Raw genomic sequence first — 15913 nt, 5'->3', positions numbered from 1 at the left:
CGGCGCGCCTTACTTCTGGATGAACCAGTAGACCCGGCCCTTGGGCTGGGTGAACGCGGACTTGACCGCCGCGCCCTTCGGGCTCAGGAACGAGTCGGGGTTGGCGCCGATCACCACGTCGCGATAGGTGTTGCCCACCTGCACGCGCCCGACCACGGGCGAGGGCGCGAGGCCGCCGCCCACCACGTTCTGGAAGCGGGTGCCGTTCTGGCCGGTGGCATTGAGGTAGGACACGTTGTAGACGTTGGCCGTGCCCAGGTCGGCGCGGCAGGACTGGCGCACCGCCGGATCGGTCGGGGTGTGGGTGTTGAAGGTGGTGTTGCCGTAGGCGGTGACCGAGGAGGTCACGACCTGCTCGCCGGGCGCGAGCACGAGGTACCAGCCCTTCTTGGCCGCCAGGTCGGCGGCCGACGGCGTGGCGGTACCGGTGATGCCGAGCAGCGATCCGTGGCAGAGCACGTTCGCGCCGTCGCAATGGCTGGCCTCCGAACTGAGCCAGGTGGCGTCGTTCGGCTTGTCGACCATCATGTAGAAGCGGTTCGAGACGCCCAGCGCGCCGCCATAGCTGCGCAGCGGCTTCTCGCGGTCGCCAGAACCGATCAGCAGGACGTACAGGCCGTTGTCCTCGACGACGTCGGGACCGAACATGAACTTGCGGTTGGGCGTGCAGGTCGCCGTTGCCGTGTCGCAGCCGAGCGCCGCGATGCGGGTCATGGTCCAGCTCTCGGGCGCCGCGCCGCCGATCGCGATGCGGTAGACGTTGCCGCCGAGGTCGGCTGCGTAGGCGATCTTGGCCAGCCCGGCGCTGTCGTTCACCACCGTCACTTCGCCCGTGACGCCGCGCGCGGTCGTGAAGGTGTTGAGGATGGTGCCGCTGTCGGCGTCCATCACGTAGATCCTGTTGCCCTTCGCGCCCGTTCCGCAGGCCTGGTTGGGATTCGTGGTGTCGACGTCCTCGCACTTGTCGTAGCCGCCGCCGAACATCAGGAGCGGCGTGGCGCCCGCACCGTAGCCGCTGGCCTTGACGATCTTCGGCGCCGACCAGGTCTGGCCGATACCCGACAGGCCGGTGTCGCAGCCGGTGTCGTTGTCCTGGTTGGGGCAGCCTTTGCGCCACTTCAGGCTCGGCGCGGCGGGGTTGGACACGTCGAAGGCATAGACCAGGCGGCCGCCGCGACGCATCGTGGCATAGAGCCAGGCGGTGTTGCCCTGGCGGTAGGCGGCCATCGGGCCGTCCATGCCGTAGGGCTTGGGGGCGGTGGCACCCACGCTGACCGGGATGTTGGGGAAGTTGATGCGCGTGCTGTTGTCGTACAGCCGTTTGATGCTGCCGTAGAACTCCGGCGGCACGAAGGCCCAGAGTTCGCTGCCGGGCGCGGCAGCGCCGATGGCGGTGGTCTGGTTGCCGTTGACCGCGCGCAGCACGCCGTCGTTGGCGCCGTAGAAGACCACGACCTGGGGGTCCCTGTCGGTGCCGTAGTTGACCGCCACCGGCCGCGAGTGCACCACGTCGCCGTGCACCGAGGGTCGCATCGCGGTCGAGGTCAGCGGGTTGCCCGCCGCATCCCTGCGCTCGTCGCCCTTGTTGTCCAGGCCGCGCAGCCAGTTGATCAGCGCGGTGCGCTCGGTGGTGGTCTGCGCGCCGAGGGCGGTCGAGGTGATGTCCGCATTGCCGTCGGTGAAGCTGGTCAGTGCGGTGCAGGCGCCGGGCGTGCAGGTCTTGACGTTGCGATCCGCCACCGCGAGCTGCCGCAGCATGTAGCCTTGCGCGCCTTTTTCCACCACGTTGCCGTCGGGGCTTTCGGCCGCCTCCTTGCCCAGGCAGTCGCCGGACTTCCGGAAGCTCCAGTAGGTGTCGTTGTCGCTGGGCAGCGGCGTCCAGAAACTTCGGGCGCAGGGCGCGATGAAGCCGGTCTGGTTGTTGACGGCGTTCTTGTCCGCGGCATCCTGCAGGATCAGCTGGTTGTTGCCGTCCAGGCCGAGCTTGTATTGCTTGAGGTTGCCGTTCCAGCGCGGATAGGCGCCATCGTCCGGCCGGAACATGCCGACGAACACCTGGTTCAGGTAGGTGCCCTGGGTGTTCACGCTCACCGGCAGGCTCACGGAAGAGAACACGCTGTTGACCGACTGGATCTTGCTGAAGATGTCGTCGAGCGCGCCGCGCAGCGCCGCGCCCAGGTTCACCTCGGCGGTGATGTCGTAGTACTCGCCCTTGCTCTGCGTCGCCATGCTGTTGAGCAGCGCACTCCAGCCCGGACCCTGTCCGCCGGTGGCCTTGGCGGCCTCGATCGTGTAGACCTTCACGCCCATGCTGGTCTGCAGGAACTTGGCCCATTCGTCGGCCATGTTGTCCTGCGAGCCGCTCGGGTTCAGCGGGATGGTGGTGGTGCTGCCGCCGGCATCGCGCAGGGCGCCGGCCGAGATGGTGGTGTCGCTGCTGTTGTCCTGCGCGGCGCCGTTGCTGATGTAGATGACGTAGGTGCCGATGCAGTTGGTGGTGTTCGGGCCGTTGTAGCGGGTGCTGTTGACGGCCGAGAGCGCATTGCCCGGCAGCGCGTAGATCGCCTTCGACTCGGGGGTGCCGAAGACGTTGCCGGCGTAGTCGGCCTTCGCCTTGTTGTTGCCACCGATCGGCGCGCCGCTCGCGAGGTAGCGGTAGACCTCGGCCATCATCTTGCCGGCCTTGCCCCCGTTGGACTTGTCGCCGTTGACGTTGAAGCTCTGGATCAGGTCGCGGTACTTGAGTTTGGTGGCATCGTCGAGCATGCGCACGCCCGCGCGGAGGTAGGCGCCGTCGATGTTCGAGTTGCCGCCGCCGGTCTCGCTGAACAGCATCACGCCGACCTTGAATTTGTTGGTGGGCAGACTTTCGAAGGCCGCGGCCAGCGCATTCATCTCGGCCGCGAACAGCGGCGTCCAGTTGGCGGTGTTGTCCACCACGAACAGCACGTTCGGCGCATCCGTCGCGGTCTGGTTGTAGCCCACGAACAGGTCGATGTCCTCCGCCTGCGCGGTGGAAAACAGCCCGAGCGCCAGCATCGCGGCGGTGCAGAAGGAACGAAAGATGTTCTTTTTCATGGTGCGATCCGTTCGTTGGTCGTCGTGATCGTTAGGGGGTGGCGCACAGCGCCTCGAACTGTTCCTTGCTCATCAACGCGCGCACGCCCTGGCGCACCGCCGTGGTGGTACCGCTCTTGGTATCGACCACCGAGGTGCTGATGTCCCACACGGCGTTGTATTGATCCGGCAGGGCATTGAGGCCCGAGCCGGTGGTCGACGAGCCGCCGCCGATGCCGCCCGGACCGCCCGTGCCCGTGCCGCCGGTGCCGGTGGCCTTGGTGGCGCGCACGCAGGTCGGCGGGGCGACCTGCACCTCGTAGTCGGTCGTGCCGTCGTTGTCGATGTCGACCCGGCTCACCGTGCGCTGCGGCATCGCGAGCGACGGAGAACCGTCCGCGCCCGGCAGCAGCAGCGAGCTCGCGACTTCCTCGATCGCGCGGTTGGCCGCGGCCACGGCCTCGTTGCGGTTCTGCATGTTGCCCACTGACTTGAGGTTGGTGTTGCTGAGCGTGAAGCCGGCGGTCACGGCCAGCGTGATCAGCACCAGCATGATCAGCCCGACGATCAGCGCCGCGCCGCGCTCGCGCGCGCGCATGGAAAGCGTCGATGGCTTCACGGCGTCTCCCTGCGTCCGGCGACGTTGACCATGCGCACCGTGGTGGTGAACGCGTGCCGCTTGTAGCGGTCGTTGAAGGGGCCGAGGGTGGCCGAACCGAGGTTGTAGGTGCGGGTGTCGGTGTGGCCGGGCGAGGTCTCCAGGCTGCGCGCCACCACGTAGAGCTTGACCGTGACCACGTTGATCAACTGGTCCGCGGTGCAGGGCGAGGCAGTGCTGCAGTGGACGAAGTTGCCGTCGGGGCTGCCGTCGCCGCGATTGGTGGGCGTGGAATGGTTGGCCGGGTCGGCCCAGCTGATCGCGGCGGCGTAGTTCACCGCCGCGCCGGTCTTGCCGAGCGTGTCGAGGCCGAGTTCGACGCGGAAGCCCTCCACGCCTTCGATCAGCGGCACCGGCGGCTGCTGGGCGAGGCCGGTGGGCAGGAGGTCGAAGCGCGAGCGCGCCAGCGTCGGGATGCCGTCGCCCACCGTTTCGGCGTAGTCGCGCACGTAGTAGATGTCGGAGACGAACTTGCGCTTGGGCGAGCGCGTGGTGCAGTCCTTGCCGGTCATGTTGGTGAAGCCGGCAGTCGAGAGGTCGAAGTCCGACGGCTTCTGCGTGCCGCAGAACGACGACTGGAAATACAGCTTGCCGGCGATGTCGGCTTCGCAGTTCGGCGTGCCCGGCAGGCAGGTCTCGGCATGGCGCACCACCAGCACGTCGGTGTTGGCCTTCTTGTTCGTGAGCAGGCCGGCGCAGCTCGCCGGCACGGCGTCGTAGGCCTGCACGGGGATGTCGAGCAGGCTGCGCTTGTAGTCGTCGGTCCAGTTCGCGGCGGAGTAGGGCAGGCAGGGATCGGGCGCGGCGCCGGTCGGCACCTTCTCGGGCACGCCGCCGACCGTGAGGTCGTCGAACTGGGGCATGTAGTTTTCCCAGAAGCCGGCGTGCGAGACCTCGTTCTCGAGCACGAAGACGCTCAGGCGCCCGCCCTCGATCTGGCGGTTGACCTTGACCATCTCGCGCTGGGTGCCGTTCACGTTGAGGAAGAGCGCGATCAGGGCGGCCAGCACGATCAGCATGATCGTGACGGACACCATCAGCTCGATCAGCGTCAGGCCGCGCTGCCGGAACGATGCGCTGCGCACCCGGGTCATGAAAGCGTCCCGATGCGGACCAGCGTGGTCACGGTGCGGCGGCACCTGTCGGCCGAGCAGGGCGGCGCCGGCACCGAAGCGGTGGGCGCCACGTCGTACAGGTCCTTGCCGCAGCTCACGCCCTCGGGCGGCGCGGCAATGGGCACCAGCCCCTGCCAGGCCACGGTGACGAGGTATTCGTTGTTGCCGAGGTCCTGCACGCAGCCGCGTCCGCCGATCATCGCGCCGAGCTTGGTGTCGCCCGAGGTTTCGGCCGCGCCCTGCAGCGCGTTGCACCACTCCATCGCATCGATCTGCTGGCGCGTCGCCGTGCCGGTCGGGCAGGCGGTGCTGCCGCCGAGCGGCGTGGCGGTCACGTAGCTCGACGCCATGCGGCGGTTGATGGCGATGCGGTTCGCCATGTCGTTGAGCAGGATCAGCGCCTGCGAGCGCTGATAAGACTCCATCTCGGACGACTGCATCCGCGCCTGCAGGCCCACCAGCCCGAACAGCCCGAAGGCGACGATCAGCAGCGTGACCAGCACTTCGATCAGCGTGGTGCCGCGCTGCGCACGGGCGGTGCCGGCGCGACGGCGGGGGGCGGTCACCATTTGTCGGCCGGCGTCTTCACGCCCTGGTTGTCGAGGGTGAGGGGGCCGTCCGGCTGTTGCGAGCCCGTTGGCGTGAAGGTCAGCAGGTAGCCCGGGACTTCCGTGGCGGCCGGCAGCGTGATCGTGTAGCCGTAGTTGGCCGCGACGTCGGCGGGCAGCGCATAGCCGCTGGCGGTGAGCATGTCCTTGTCCGCATAGCGCCGGTTGGCCATCAGGAACTGCTGCTGCCGGTTCGCGATTTCCATCATCTGCGACTGGGCAGCGGAGCGCTTGGCGCGCATCACGTAGCGGGAATAGCTCGGGATCGCGATCGCAGCCAGGATCGCGACGATGACGACCGTGATCATCACTTCGATCAGCGTGAAGCCATTGCGCTTTTGCAAAAATGAAGTATTTTTCATTCAGCCGAGCCCGTTGTTGAATGTTTCATATTGTTATAAATGTGAATTTATCACATCAGAACGCGCCGTAGTGGACTGCGTGCGGAACTTCCGCATTGCCGCGCCGCAACCGTTGCGCGCCCGCGAAACCGGTGCCTCGACGGATTCAACACCCGCCTCGCAGGCGAGGGGCGAGGATGCTTCCGACTAACGGACGCTGGCGCCGTCCTACGCCGGGTCCGGGCGGCGCACCCAGAATCGATTCATTCTTCGACCATGCGCTTCGACGCGCAGGAGCCAGACGACATGAGCAGAGCACCCGGAAACATCGGTTCAGGCGACGGCACCCGTCCCACCACGGACGGCGGCGTGGACAACATCGGCGCCGGCGAGAAATTCGCGACGGGGTCCTCCGCGGCCGGCGAGCCGGATTCGGCGCCAGCGCCCGCGGAACGCATGGCCGGCAAGCGCAAGAACGCCGAGGCTTCCCGGCACGACGGCTCCGCGGCCTTCGGGCTTCGGGAGAACTTCGAATCCGAAACCAATCAGGAGCCGTCCAAGCCCTAGGAGGAGCCCGCATGACCACCGAAAAGACCTCGGAAAAAGCCTTTCCCTTTCCCACCGCCGAGAACCACGCCAAGCAGCCGGCCGAGCCCGCCAAGCCGACCGAGCAGGCGCCGAGCGAAGAGGCCCTGGACAGCGGCGTGGAGGAATCCTTTCCCGCCAGCGACCCGGTCTCCGTGACCGTGACCAAGGTCAAGCTGCCGAAAAATCCCGAGGACGAGAAGCGCACGAGCGACGGATCGGCCACGGGTGGCCAGTCCTCGTAGCGCGCGTGCGCGCCCGGCTCGGGCGCTTTTGAGAAATAAGTCTCATCGACGGAGCCTTGCGATGTAACTCGCGTTGAATGAGTCGCGAACTAGCAGTCGACCGCGCAATCCGTGCGGTTGCATGTTCAACACTCATCTTCGGAGCTCATCCATGATCAACCGTCCCCTCGCCATCACCGCTCTCGCGCTCGGCGCCCTCTCTGCAGGTGCAGCCATCGCGCAAGACAAGCCGATGGCCGACAAAATGGCCAAGATGGAGAAGTGCTACGGCGTCTCGCTGGCCGGCAAGAACGACTGTGCCGCCGGTCCCGGCACCACCTGCGCAGGCACCTCCAAGGTCGACTACCAGGGCAACGCATGGAAGAACGTGCCCGCGGGCACCTGCACCACGATCAAGACGCCGAAGGGCATGGGTTCGCTGGCACCGATCAAGTCCTGATCGGAGCCGCGCCGCCATGTCGAACGTTCTCACGGCCGGTGTCGGGCTGAAGCCGGCGCACTACGAGTCCGCCCTGGGCGCACGCGCCGAGGGCCTGTGGTTCGAGGTGCATCCCGAGAACTACATGGTGGCCGGCGGCCCCCGGCTCGCATGGCTCGAAGCCATCCGGGCCCGGCATCCGCTGTCGCTGCACGGCGTCTCGCTCTCGCTCGCAGGCGAAGCCGAACCCGATGCCGCGCATCTGCAGCGGCTTGCCGAACTGGCCCGGCGCATCGGGCCCGCGCTGATCTCCGAACACCTCGCCTGGTCGGCATGGGACGGGCGCTATTTCCCCGACCTGCTGCCTTTTCCACGCACCACGGCCGCGCTGCGCCGCACGGCCGCCAACATCGCGCGCACGCAGGATGCGCTCGGCACTTCCATCGCGATCGAGAACCCGTCGCACTACCTGCGCATCGACGGGCATGAATGGGACGAGATCGATTTCCTGCGCGAGCTCGCGCGCCGGACCGGCTGCACGCTGCTGCTCGACGTCAACAACGTCTACGTGTCCGCGCGCAACCTCGGGTTCTCGGCCGATGCGTGGATCGACCGCTTTCCGACGGCGCTCGTGAGCGAAGTGCACCTGGCGGGGCACAGCTGCGATCCGGCGCTGGGCGATGCCTTGCTGATCGATTCCCACGATGCGCCGATCGACGCCGAGGTCTGGCAGCTCTACCGCCGCTTCATCCAACGCGCCGGGCCGCGGCCCACGCTGATCGAGCGCGACGGCAATGTGCCGTCCTTCGAGGAGCTGATGGCCGAGCGCGCACAGGCCCTCGCCGAATCGGCGCCCCGCGTGCGCGAGGAAGCCCTTGCATGAACGCACCCCGCGAACGATTCCACCAAGCCTTCGCCGAAGCCCTGTTCGCACCGCCGGAGCGCATGCCGACCGCGATGCGCGCGCTGGCGAGCCAACCCGCATTCGCGGTGTACCGCAATACCGTCATGAAGGCCTGCATCGACACGCTGCAGGCGAATTTCCCCGCCGTGGCGCGTCTCGTGGGCGAGGACTGGTTCCGCGCCGCCGCCGCGCTGTACGCGGCGCAGGAGCCGCCGCGCGACGGGCGTCTGCTGCACTACGGCGAGGGCTTTGCCGAGTTCCTGCGCAGTTTCGAACCGGCCGCCGAACTCGTCTACCTGCCCGGCGTGGCGCAGCTCGATGCCCTTTGGCGCGAAGCCCATGCGGCCGCCGATGCGCCCGTGGCCGACGCCGGATGGGTCGCCAGCCGCGATCTTGCGACGCTGGTGCTGCGGCCGCATCCGGCCACGCGCTGGGCCTGGTTCGGCGAGCTGCCGGTCTACGGCATCTGGTCGCGCAACCGCACGCAGGCGCCCGTCGACGAGGAACTGGTCTGGCACGGCGAGGGCGCCTTGCTCACGCGGCCGGATGGCGCCGTGCGGTGGCAGGAGATCCACCAGGCCGACTGCGTCTTTCTGGATGCCTGCGCCCAGGGCGCCAACCTGGCCGATGCCGCCGAGCGCGCCTTGCTGGCCGACCCCGGCGCGGACATCGCCGCCACCTTCGGCAGCCTGCTGCGTGCGGGCGCATTCGCCAGCAGCGCGTTGCCATCGCCCACTCTCGAACGGAGCACACCATGAACACCCGCACCCGACCCCATGCCACGCCTGCTTCTCCCAACCAGGCCGGCGGCCTGCGCGAACGGTGGAACGTGATGACCGAGCACCTGGATCGCATCGTTGCGCACGACCTGCTGGCGCTCGCCGTGCGCGTGGCCATCGCAGCGATCTTCTTCCTGTCGGGCCGCACCAAGGTCGAGGGCTTCCTGTCGCTGACCGACAGTGCCTACGATCTCTTCAGAACCGAATACAAGCTTCCGCTGATCCCGCCCGCACTGGCGGCCCACCTGGCGGCCTATGCGGAGCATCTGTTCCCGCTGCTGCTGGTGCTGGGCCTGTTCACGCGCCTGTCGGCGCTGGCGCTGCTGTGCATGACGCTGGTGATCCAGGTCTTCGTCTACCCCGACGCATGGCCGACCCATCTCTCGTGGGCCGCGCTCACGCTGTACTTGGTCGGACGCGGCGGTGGCCGGTTCTCGCTCGACCACGCACTCGGCATCCGCTGAGACCCTCGCTCAGCCGCGCAGGCTGATCACGCCGAGCAGCGCGATGAGCGCGAGGCTCGACGCCAGCGTCGCGCATTTCCAGAACATCAGCGGGTTCTTCTCGACGAGCGGCGTGCCGCGCCGATTCAGAAACTCCGCGCGCGGCCGCCGCAGGTCCTCGACGAACTCCGACAGCGCCTGGTGGCGCTTGAGCGGGCTGGGATGCAGCGCCTTGCGCAGCACCTCGTCGATCCATGCGGGTACGGGCCGCTGCGGATCGCCGAGCGCCGAGCGGTACTGCAGCCGGCGCAGGTCCGCCCGCGTGCGCACCGTGCGCGCGACCTCGGCACCGTAGGGCAGGCGCCCGGTCAGCATCTGGTAGACGATGACCGCGAGCGAGAACAGGTCCGAGCGCGCCGAGCCGCCTTCGCCGAGGAAGTATTCGGGCGCGGTGTACTGCACCGTGCCGAGGATGCGCCCCGGATCGGCCGGCGTGCGCTCGTCGAGGCCCGCCACCCACGCCGAGCCGAAGTCGATGATCCGCACCGTGCCCGTGTGGTCGATCATCACGTTCTCCGGCCGCAGGTCCTGGTGCAGCATCTCGAGGCGGTGGAAGGCCTGCAGGCCGCGGGCGAGCTGCTCGACGATGCCGCGCACCGTCTCCAGCGTGGGCCGCGGGTTGTCGACCATCCATTGCGCCAGCGTCTGTCCGTCGACGAACTCCATCGCCACGTAGAGGTGGTTGCGCCTGCGCGGCGGCACGTGCGGCTTGAGCACGTGCGCGCTGTCGATGCGCCGCGCGACCCAGTCTTCGAGCAGGAAGCGGTCGAGCAGCGCTTCGTCGTTCTGCAGGTCCACCGACGGCGTCTTGAGCACCACGGCCTCGCCCGTGTCGTCGTCCACCGCCAGGCAGATGTGGCTGCGGTGGCTGTGATGCAGTTCGCGCACGATGGTGTAGCCGTCGAAGCGCATGCGCGGCGCGAGCTGCGGCGGCCATGGCAGCGCGGCGCGCTGCGCCTGGAGCTCGTCGAGCTCGCCCTCGGGCAGCGCATCGATGCGGACGATCTGGACCGTGAGGTTGTCGGGGCTGCCGCGCTGCAGCGCCGCTTCGACGATCGCCCACGCCGCCGCGTCGAGGTCGTCCGGGTGCGCCGCGAGCGCGGCGCCGATGGCGGCGGCGTCCACATGCTCATGGACGCCGTCGGAGCTCAGCAGGAAGACGTCGCCGCGCTCGACCGCCACGGCGCGGTAGTCGATCTCCACATGCGCGCCCATGCCCAGCGCACGCGCCAGGTAGCTCTGGCCGCCGCCGATCCAGACGCGGTGGTCTTCGGTGAGCGGCTCGAGGCCCGACGAATGCCAGCGGCACACGCGCGTGTCGCCCACGTGGAAGACGTGCGCGGTGGTCGAGCGGAGGACCAGCGCGCTGAAGGTGCAGACGTAGCCGCGGTCCTTGTCGAAGCGGCCGCTGCCGCGCTGCGTCTGCGCGTGCAGCCAGGCGTTGGCGGCCGTCAGCACGCGCTGCGCCGAGCGGCTCACGCTCCATGCGTCCGAGGTGCAGTAGTAGTCGGTGAGAAAGCTCCGCACCGCGGCTTCGCTGGCCGCATGGCTCACCTCGCTGCTGCTGATGCCGTCGGCGACCGCGAGGGCCACGCCCTTGGCCGCGAGGCCCGGCGCGTCCGGCAGGGCGGCGCCGTGGAAGTCCTGGTTGGCCGCCTTGCGTCCCTTGTCGGAGTGCTGGCCGATCGAGACCGCGAGGCCGGAACGCATCGTGGCGGGCGGTTCAGCGCACGGCGCGCTTGGGCGCGGTCCTCACGTGCGTGGCGTAGAGCGTCAGGCCGGTGAACGACAGGCCGCCGATCAGGTTGCCGAGCACGGTCGGGATCTCGTTCCAGATGATGTAGTCCATGATCGAGAAGTTGCCGCCCATGAGCAGGGCCGACGGGAACAGGAACATGTTGACCACCGAGTGTTCGAACACCATGAAGAAGAACACCATGATCGGCATCCACATGGCGATGACCTTGCCGGAGACCGAGGTCGAGATCATCGCACCGACCACGCCGGTCGAGACCATCCAGTTGCACAGCATGCCGCGCACGAAGAGCGTGAGCATGCCCGCCGCACCGTGGTCCGAGTAGCCCACGGTGCGCGCTTCGCCGATGGACGCGATCACGAGGCCGACCTTGTCGGGCGGGCTCGTGAAGCCGAAGGTGAAGACGATCGCCATCAGCACCGCCACGGTGAACGCGCCGAGAAAGTTGCCCACGAACACCAGGCCCCAGTTGCGCAGCACGCCGCCGATGGTGACGCCGGGGCGCTTGTCGATCAGCGCCAGCGGCGTCAGCACGAACACGCCGGTCAGCAGGTCGAAGCCCAGCAGGTACAGGATGCAGAAGCCCACGGGAAAGAGCGCCGCGCCGATGATCGAGTAGCCCGTCTGCACGTTCACCGTGACCGCGAACACCGCGGCGAGCGCCAGGATCGCGCCCGCCATGAAGCCGCGGATGAGCGTGTCGCGCGTGGACATGAAGATCTTGGATTCGCCGGCGTCGACCATCTTGGTGACGAATTCGGAAGGCTGCAGGTAGGCCATGGGTGGTGTGCTCTGGATGAAGGAAAGAGGAGGGGAGAAGAAGAGGAGAAGCGACGCCGCTTCAGGCCGCGCGTGCCAGCGGGGGCTGCGCGTGGGCAGGCGCGCGTGGCGACGCGGCGGCAGCGAGCCCTTGCAGGACGTCGCCGACGACGATCACCGAAGGGCTGCCGAGCGCGTGCTCGGCGATCGTGCGCTGCAGCGTCGCGAGCGTTCCGACCGCGTGCCGCTGCGAGGGCAGGCTGGCGTTCTGGATCACGGCGATGGGTGTCGCGGGCGGCAGCCCGGCCAGCAGCTCCTGCTCGATCGCGCCGGCGCTCGACACGCCCATGTAGATCACCAGCGTGAGCCGCGCCGCATGCGCCGTGGCGGCGAGCGTGCGCCAGTCGGGTGCGGGCGCGCCGGGCTTCGCATGCCCGGTGACGAACACCACCCCCTGCGCATGCGCGCGATGCGTCAGCGGCACCCCGAGCGAGCTCAGGCCCGCGAGCCCGGCCGTGATGCCGTTGACCACCTCGACCTGGATGCCGGCTTGCGCGAGGTGCTCGACCTCTTCGCCGCCGCGGCCGAAGATGAAGGGATCGCCGCCCTTGAGCCGCACCACGTGTTCGCCTTCGCGCACGGCCATGATCATCAGGCGCTCGATGAAGCTCTGCGGCGTGCTCTTGCAGCCGCCGCGCTTGCCGACATGGATCACGCGCGCGGCGGGCGCGGCCATGGCGACGATCTCGTCGGACACCAGGTCGTCGACGAGCAGCACGGTGGCGGACTGGATGGCCTTGAGCGCCTTGAGCGTGAGCAGCTCGGGGTCGCCCGGCCCGGCGCCGACGAGCGTGCAGCGGCCCTGAACGGGCGTGGCGGCCGGCTTCGTTGCAGGCACGAAAGGCGCCGGGGTGGCGGAGGAGGGGGTGAGTGTCAGATGCATGTCGGCTCGCTCGTTCAGACCAGCGCGTCTTCGGAGGGCTCGCAGGCGCGGCCCGAGGGTCCGGCGGCGGGCCGCTCCAGCTCCACTGCATGCGTCGCAAGCTCGTTCGGGTCCATCCACACCTGCCCCTCCCGCACCTTCACCGCGAACCTCGGCGTGCAGCCCTCGTCGGGCGACTTCGCGCAGCCGTCGTCCAGCCCGATCGCCCAGTTGTGCAGCGGGCAGGCCACGCTGGTGCCGAACACGATCCCCTGGGAGAGCGGCCCGCCCTTGTGCGGGCACCGGTCCAGCAGCGCGAAGACCTGATCCTCCGCATTGCGGAACACCGCCACGTCCACCCCCACCGGCCGCGCCACCCGGCGCGCACCGAGCTTCGGAATGTCCTCCACCCGGCAGATCACCTGCCAGCCGTGGTTGTTGTTGCTGTCGTTGTTGCTGTTGTTCATCGTTCGCTCCTTGTGCTTGTCACGCCGTCTGCGGCTCCACCACCGCCACCGGCGTGAACTGCCGCACGTCCACCGACGCCTCCGCCGAGGCGAACCACGGATCGGGCTCCCCGTCCAGCGCGAACTGCAGCCGCTCCCACAGCGCCTTGCGCCCGGCCTCATCCTCCAGGATCTTCTTCTTCACGTAGTCCAGCCCCACGCGCCCGATGTAGTGCACCGTGCGCTCCAGGTACCAGCCCTCCTCGCGGTAGAGCTGCAGGAAGGCCCCCGAGTACTCCATCACCTCCGCGGCCGTCTTCACCTTCACCAGGAACTGCGCCACCTCGGTCTTGATCCCGCCGTTGCCGCCCACGTACAGCTCCCAGCCCGAATCCACCCCGATCACGCCCACGTCCTTGATGCCCGCCTCCGCGCAGTTGCGCGGGCAGCCCGAGACCGCCAGCTTCACCTTGTGCGGCGCGTACATCGCCCACAGCGCGCGCTCCAGGTCCTTGCCCATCTGCGTGGAGTCCTGCGTGCCGAAGCGGCACCACTCGCTGCCCACGCAGGTCTTCACCGTGCGCAGGCTCTTCGCGTACGCGAAGCCCGAGGGCATGCCGATGTCCTTCCACACCCCGGCCAGGTCCTCCTTCTTCACCCCCAAGAGGTCGATGCGCTGGCCGCCCGTCACCTTCACCGTCGGAATCTTGTATTTGTCGGCCGCATCCGCGATGCGGCGCAGCTCGTCGGGCGTGGTGTGGCCGCCCCACATGCGCGGGATCACCGAGTAGGTGCCGTCCTTCTGGATGTTCGCGTGGCTGCGCTCGTTGACGAAGCGGCTCTGCGGATCGTCCTTCGCCTCCTTGGGCCAGGTGCTGATCAGGTAGTAGTTGATCGCCGGGCGGCAGGTCGCGCAGCCGTCCGGGGTGCGCCAGCCCATGCCGCGGTACACCGCCTCGTGGGTGAGCCAGTGCTCGCGGCGGATCGCCTCGCGCACGTCCTGGTGGCTCGCATCGGTGCAGCCGCAGACCGCCTTCTTCTTCGGCGTGGCCGAGTAGTCGCCGCCGGCGGTGAACATCAGGATCTGCTCCACCAGCCCGGTGCAGGAGCCGCAGCTCGCGCTCGCCTTGGTGTGCTTCTTCACCTCGTCGAGCGTGAAGAGGCCCTTCTCCTTGATCGCCTTGCAGATCGTGCCCTTGGTCACACCGTTGCAGCCGCACACCTCGGCCTCGTCGGGCATGCTGGCGGCCTTGTTGTGGCCCTCGTGGCCGGTGTCGCCGATGTTCGACTCGCCGAACATCAGCTTGTCGCGGATGTCGCTCACGCTGCGCCCGTCGCGCAGGAGCTTGAAGTACCAGCTGCCGTCCACCGTGTCGCCGTACAGGCAGGCGCCCACGAGCTTGTCGTCCTTGATGACGAGCTTCTTGTAGACCCCGCCGAAGGGGTCGCTCATGACGATCTCCTCGGTGCCTTCGCCGCCCATGAACTCGCCCGCGGAGAAGAGGTCGATGCCCGTGACCTTGAGCTTGGTGGAGGTGAGCGAGCCCAGGTAGCGGCCGATGCCGAACTGCGCGAGGTGATTGGCTGCGACCTTGGCCTGCTCGAAGAGCGGGGCGACGAGCCCGTAGGCGATCCCGCGGTGGGCGGCGCATTCGCCGACCGAGTAGATGCGCGCATCGGTCACGGTCTGCATGGTGTCGGTGACGACGATGCCGCGGTTGCAGTGCAGCCGCATCTTCTCGGCGAGTTCGGTGTTGGGGCGGATGCCCACGGCCATGACGACGAGGTCGGCGGGCAGCTCGGTGCCGTCCTTGAAGCGGATGGCCTTGACGCGGCCGTCCTCGCCACCCACCAGCTCCTGCGTCTGCGCACCCATCATGAACTTCAGGCCGCGGTCCTCGAGCGACTTCTGCAGCAGCCGGCCCGCGACGTCGTCGAGCTGGCGCTCCATGAGCCAGGGCATGACGTGCACGACGGTGACGTTCATGCCGCGCAGCATGAGGCCGTTGGCGGCTTCGAGGCCGAGCAGGCCACCGCCGATGACGACGGCGTTCTTGTGGGTGCGCGCGGCCTCGATCATGTAGTCGGTGTCGGCGATGTCGCGGTAGGCGATGACGCCCTTCAGGTCGCGGCCGGGCACGGGCAGCATGAAGGGGTTGGAGCCGGTGCACAGCAGCAGGCGGTCGTAGGCGGCCTCGGTGACGGCGCCTTCGGCGTCCACGGCGCGCACGATCCGCCTGACGCGGTCGACCTCGACGACCTTCTTGCCCGCATGCAGGGTGATGCCGTTGTCGCGGTACCAGGCCCAGTCGTTGAGCACGATCTCGTCGAGGGTCTGCTCGCCCGCGAGCACGGGCGACAGGAGGATGCGGTTGTAGTTGGGATGCGGCTCGGCACCGAAGACGGTGATGTCGTAGAGCTCGGGCGCGAGCTTGAGCAGCTCCTCCAGCGTGCGCACGCCGGCCATGCCGTTGCCGACCATCACGAGCTTGAGCTTTTGAGTCATGGGGTGGGGCCTTTCGAAGGGAATCGGTCGAGTCGGATCTGAATGCAATGCCGCGACGCAGCCTGCGGCGCATCGAGGGACGGGTTCTGGGGGGAGGGGGCCTCAAGAGGCGGAAGCTGCCGACGTTCTCCACGCCGGTCCGCGGAGCCGCGGAACTTCACCAAAACGGTGCTTCGTTACACCGCGCTGGCAGGCACATGCAAAGAGCATGCCTGCCGATGAATGGCGCGCGGCTTTACACGCGCGCCCAGGTGCGCGCACCGCGTCGGCATCGTTGAGGAGCGGCTACGGCGAACGGCCGGCCGCAGGTG

The 15913-nt window shown here is 68.3% G+C and carries 17 protein-coding genes; 7 read left to right on the top strand and 10 right to left on the bottom strand.

Annotated features, from left to right (window positions below; all coding sequences use genetic code 11):
* Nucleotides 1-9: 9 nt before the first annotated feature.
* The 5 genes from M2165_RS21405 to M2165_RS21385 are packed head-to-tail and all read right to left on the bottom strand — an operon-like array spanning nucleotide 10 to nucleotide 5800.
* Nucleotides 10-3078 carry a PilC/PilY family type IV pilus protein gene (locus M2165_RS21405; RefSeq protein ID WP_280816594.1) on the bottom strand — a complete coding sequence of 1023 codons (3069 nt, stop codon included), beginning with the start codon at nucleotides 3076-3078 and terminating at the stop codon, nucleotides 10-12.
* 31 nt (nucleotides 3079-3109) lie between these two features.
* Nucleotides 3110-3676, bottom strand: a complete 567-nt coding sequence (locus tag M2165_RS21400) for a hypothetical protein (RefSeq protein WP_280816593.1) — start codon at nucleotides 3674-3676, stop codon at nucleotides 3110-3112.
* Nucleotides 3673-4809, bottom strand: coding sequence for a PilW family protein (locus M2165_RS21395; protein ID WP_280816592.1), 1137 nt, complete (start codon nucleotides 4807-4809; stop codon nucleotides 3673-3675). Before M2165_RS21395 ends, M2165_RS21400 begins: the two co-directional genes overlap by 4 nt.
* Nucleotides 4806-5399 carry a type IV pilus modification protein PilV gene (gene pilV, locus M2165_RS21390; RefSeq protein WP_280816591.1) on the bottom strand — a complete coding sequence of 198 codons (594 nt, stop codon included), beginning with the start codon at nucleotides 5397-5399 and terminating at the stop codon, nucleotides 4806-4808. Before pilV ends, M2165_RS21395 begins: the two co-directional genes overlap by 4 nt.
* Nucleotides 5393-5800 carry a type IV pilin protein gene (locus M2165_RS21385; RefSeq protein WP_280816590.1) on the bottom strand — a complete coding sequence of 136 codons (408 nt, stop codon included), beginning with the start codon at nucleotides 5798-5800 and terminating at the stop codon, nucleotides 5393-5395. The genes pilV and M2165_RS21385 overlap by 7 nt, the downstream gene beginning before the upstream one ends.
* Here M2165_RS21385 and M2165_RS21380 point away from each other — a divergent pair.
* The 7 genes from M2165_RS21380 to M2165_RS21350 all read left to right on the top strand — a co-directional run bounded on the left by M2165_RS21380 (nucleotide 5730) and on the right by M2165_RS21350 (nucleotide 9174).
* Entirely contained in the window at nucleotides 5730-5990 is a 261-nt protein-coding gene (locus tag M2165_RS21380) for a hypothetical protein (RefSeq protein WP_280817622.1), read from the top strand. The genes M2165_RS21385 and M2165_RS21380 overlap by 71 nt on opposite strands.
* A 95-nt stretch (nucleotides 5991-6085) precedes the next feature.
* A complete protein-coding gene (locus M2165_RS21375; protein ID WP_280816589.1) occupies nucleotides 6086-6346 on the top strand; it encodes a hypothetical protein in 261 nt (86 codons plus the stop codon).
* 11 nt (nucleotides 6347-6357) lie between these two features.
* A complete protein-coding gene (locus M2165_RS21370) occupies nucleotides 6358-6609 on the top strand; it encodes a hypothetical protein (protein WP_280816588.1) in 252 nt (83 codons plus the stop codon).
* A gap of 151 nt (nucleotides 6610-6760) precedes the next feature.
* Nucleotides 6761-7048, top strand: coding sequence for a DUF2282 domain-containing protein (locus tag M2165_RS21365; RefSeq protein WP_280816587.1), 288 nt, complete (start codon nucleotides 6761-6763; stop codon nucleotides 7046-7048).
* A 16-nt stretch (nucleotides 7049-7064) separates the two neighbouring features.
* The gene (locus tag M2165_RS21360; RefSeq protein ID WP_280816586.1) at nucleotides 7065-7910 is read left to right on the top strand and encodes a DUF692 domain-containing protein; all 846 of its coding nucleotides are present in this window, start codon (nucleotides 7065-7067) and stop codon (nucleotides 7908-7910) included.
* Nucleotides 7907-8689: a DNA-binding domain-containing protein gene (locus M2165_RS21355; RefSeq protein ID WP_280816585.1), complete on the top strand. Its 783-nt coding sequence runs from the start codon at nucleotides 7907-7909 to the stop codon at nucleotides 8687-8689. Before M2165_RS21360 ends, M2165_RS21355 begins: the two co-directional genes overlap by 4 nt.
* Complete coding sequence (locus M2165_RS21350) at nucleotides 8686-9174, top strand: DoxX family protein (RefSeq protein ID WP_280816584.1); 489 nt, start codon at nucleotides 8686-8688, stop codon at nucleotides 9172-9174. Before M2165_RS21355 ends, M2165_RS21350 begins: the two co-directional genes overlap by 4 nt.
* A gap of 9 nt (nucleotides 9175-9183) precedes the next feature.
* On the opposite strand, the gene M2165_RS21345 is transcribed toward M2165_RS21350, so the two are convergent.
* The 5 genes from M2165_RS21345 to nirB form a co-directional block, all read right to left on the bottom strand.
* Complete coding sequence (locus tag M2165_RS21345) at nucleotides 9184-10923, bottom strand: bifunctional protein-serine/threonine kinase/phosphatase (RefSeq protein ID WP_280816583.1); 1740 nt, start codon at nucleotides 10921-10923, stop codon at nucleotides 9184-9186.
* A 13-nt stretch (nucleotides 10924-10936) separates the two neighbouring features.
* Nucleotides 10937-11749 carry a formate/nitrite transporter family protein gene (locus M2165_RS21340; RefSeq protein WP_280816582.1) on the bottom strand — a complete coding sequence of 271 codons (813 nt, stop codon included), beginning with the start codon at nucleotides 11747-11749 and terminating at the stop codon, nucleotides 10937-10939.
* Between the two features lie 61 nt (nucleotides 11750-11810).
* Complete coding sequence (cobA, locus tag M2165_RS21335) at nucleotides 11811-12671, bottom strand: uroporphyrinogen-III C-methyltransferase (RefSeq protein WP_280816581.1); 861 nt, start codon at nucleotides 12669-12671, stop codon at nucleotides 11811-11813.
* A 14-nt stretch (nucleotides 12672-12685) separates the two neighbouring features.
* Nucleotides 12686-13117, bottom strand: a complete 432-nt coding sequence (nirD, locus tag M2165_RS21330) for a nitrite reductase small subunit NirD (RefSeq protein ID WP_280816580.1) — start codon at nucleotides 13115-13117, stop codon at nucleotides 12686-12688.
* A 19-nt stretch (nucleotides 13118-13136) separates the two neighbouring features.
* The gene (nirB, locus tag M2165_RS21325) at nucleotides 13137-15602 is read right to left on the bottom strand and encodes a nitrite reductase large subunit NirB (RefSeq protein ID WP_280816579.1); all 2466 of its coding nucleotides are present in this window, start codon (nucleotides 15600-15602) and stop codon (nucleotides 13137-13139) included.
* Between the last annotated feature and the right edge of the window lie 311 nt (nucleotides 15603-15913).

It is taken from the genome of Variovorax sp. TBS-050B (assembly GCF_029893635.1).
Lineage (GTDB): Bacteria > Pseudomonadota > Gammaproteobacteria > Burkholderiales > Burkholderiaceae_C > Variovorax.
This window is presented reverse-complemented; position numbering and strand designations above follow the sequence as displayed.

What these genes read in the sequence shown, in the direction of transcription:
- M2165_RS21405 (WP_280816594.1), bottom strand. Translation starts at nt 3,078, where the DNA reads ATGAAAAAGAACATCTTTCGTTCCTTCTGCACCGCCGCGATGCTGGCG.
- M2165_RS21395 (WP_280816592.1), bottom strand. Translation starts at nt 4,809, where the DNA reads ATGACCCGGGTGCGCAGCGCATCGTTCCGGCAGCGCGGCCTGACGCTG.
- pilV (WP_280816591.1), bottom strand. Translation starts at nt 5,399, where the DNA reads ATGGTGACCGCCCCCCGCCGTCGCGCCGGCACCGCCCGTGCGCAGCGC.
- M2165_RS21380 (WP_280817622.1), top strand. Translation starts at nt 5,730, where the DNA reads ATGACGACCGTGATCATCACTTCGATCAGCGTGAAGCCATTGCGCTTT.
- M2165_RS21385 (WP_280816590.1), bottom strand. Translation starts at nt 5,800, where the DNA reads ATGAAAAATACTTCATTTTTGCAAAAGCGCAATGGCTTCACGCTGATC.
- M2165_RS21375 (WP_280816589.1), top strand. Translation starts at nt 6,086, where the DNA reads ATGAGCAGAGCACCCGGAAACATCGGTTCAGGCGACGGCACCCGTCCC.
- M2165_RS21370 (WP_280816588.1), top strand. Translation starts at nt 6,358, where the DNA reads ATGACCACCGAAAAGACCTCGGAAAAAGCCTTTCCCTTTCCCACCGCC.
- M2165_RS21365 (WP_280816587.1), top strand. Translation starts at nt 6,761, where the DNA reads ATGATCAACCGTCCCCTCGCCATCACCGCTCTCGCGCTCGGCGCCCTC.
- M2165_RS21360 (WP_280816586.1), top strand. Translation starts at nt 7,065, where the DNA reads ATGTCGAACGTTCTCACGGCCGGTGTCGGGCTGAAGCCGGCGCACTAC.
- M2165_RS21355 (WP_280816585.1), top strand. Translation starts at nt 7,907, where the DNA reads ATGAACGCACCCCGCGAACGATTCCACCAAGCCTTCGCCGAAGCCCTG.
- M2165_RS21350 (WP_280816584.1), top strand. Translation starts at nt 8,686, where the DNA reads ATGAACACCCGCACCCGACCCCATGCCACGCCTGCTTCTCCCAACCAG.
- M2165_RS21345 (WP_280816583.1), bottom strand. Translation starts at nt 10,923, where the DNA reads ATGCGTTCCGGCCTCGCGGTCTCGATCGGCCAGCACTCCGACAAGGGA.
- M2165_RS21340 (WP_280816582.1), bottom strand. Translation starts at nt 11,749, where the DNA reads ATGGCCTACCTGCAGCCTTCCGAATTCGTCACCAAGATGGTCGACGCC.
- cobA (WP_280816581.1), bottom strand. Translation starts at nt 12,671, where the DNA reads ATGCATCTGACACTCACCCCCTCCTCCGCCACCCCGGCGCCTTTCGTG.
- nirD (WP_280816580.1), bottom strand. Translation starts at nt 13,117, where the DNA reads ATGAACAACAGCAACAACGACAGCAACAACAACCACGGCTGGCAGGTG.
- nirB (WP_280816579.1), bottom strand. Translation starts at nt 15,602, where the DNA reads ATGACTCAAAAGCTCAAGCTCGTGATGGTCGGCAACGGCATGGCCGGC.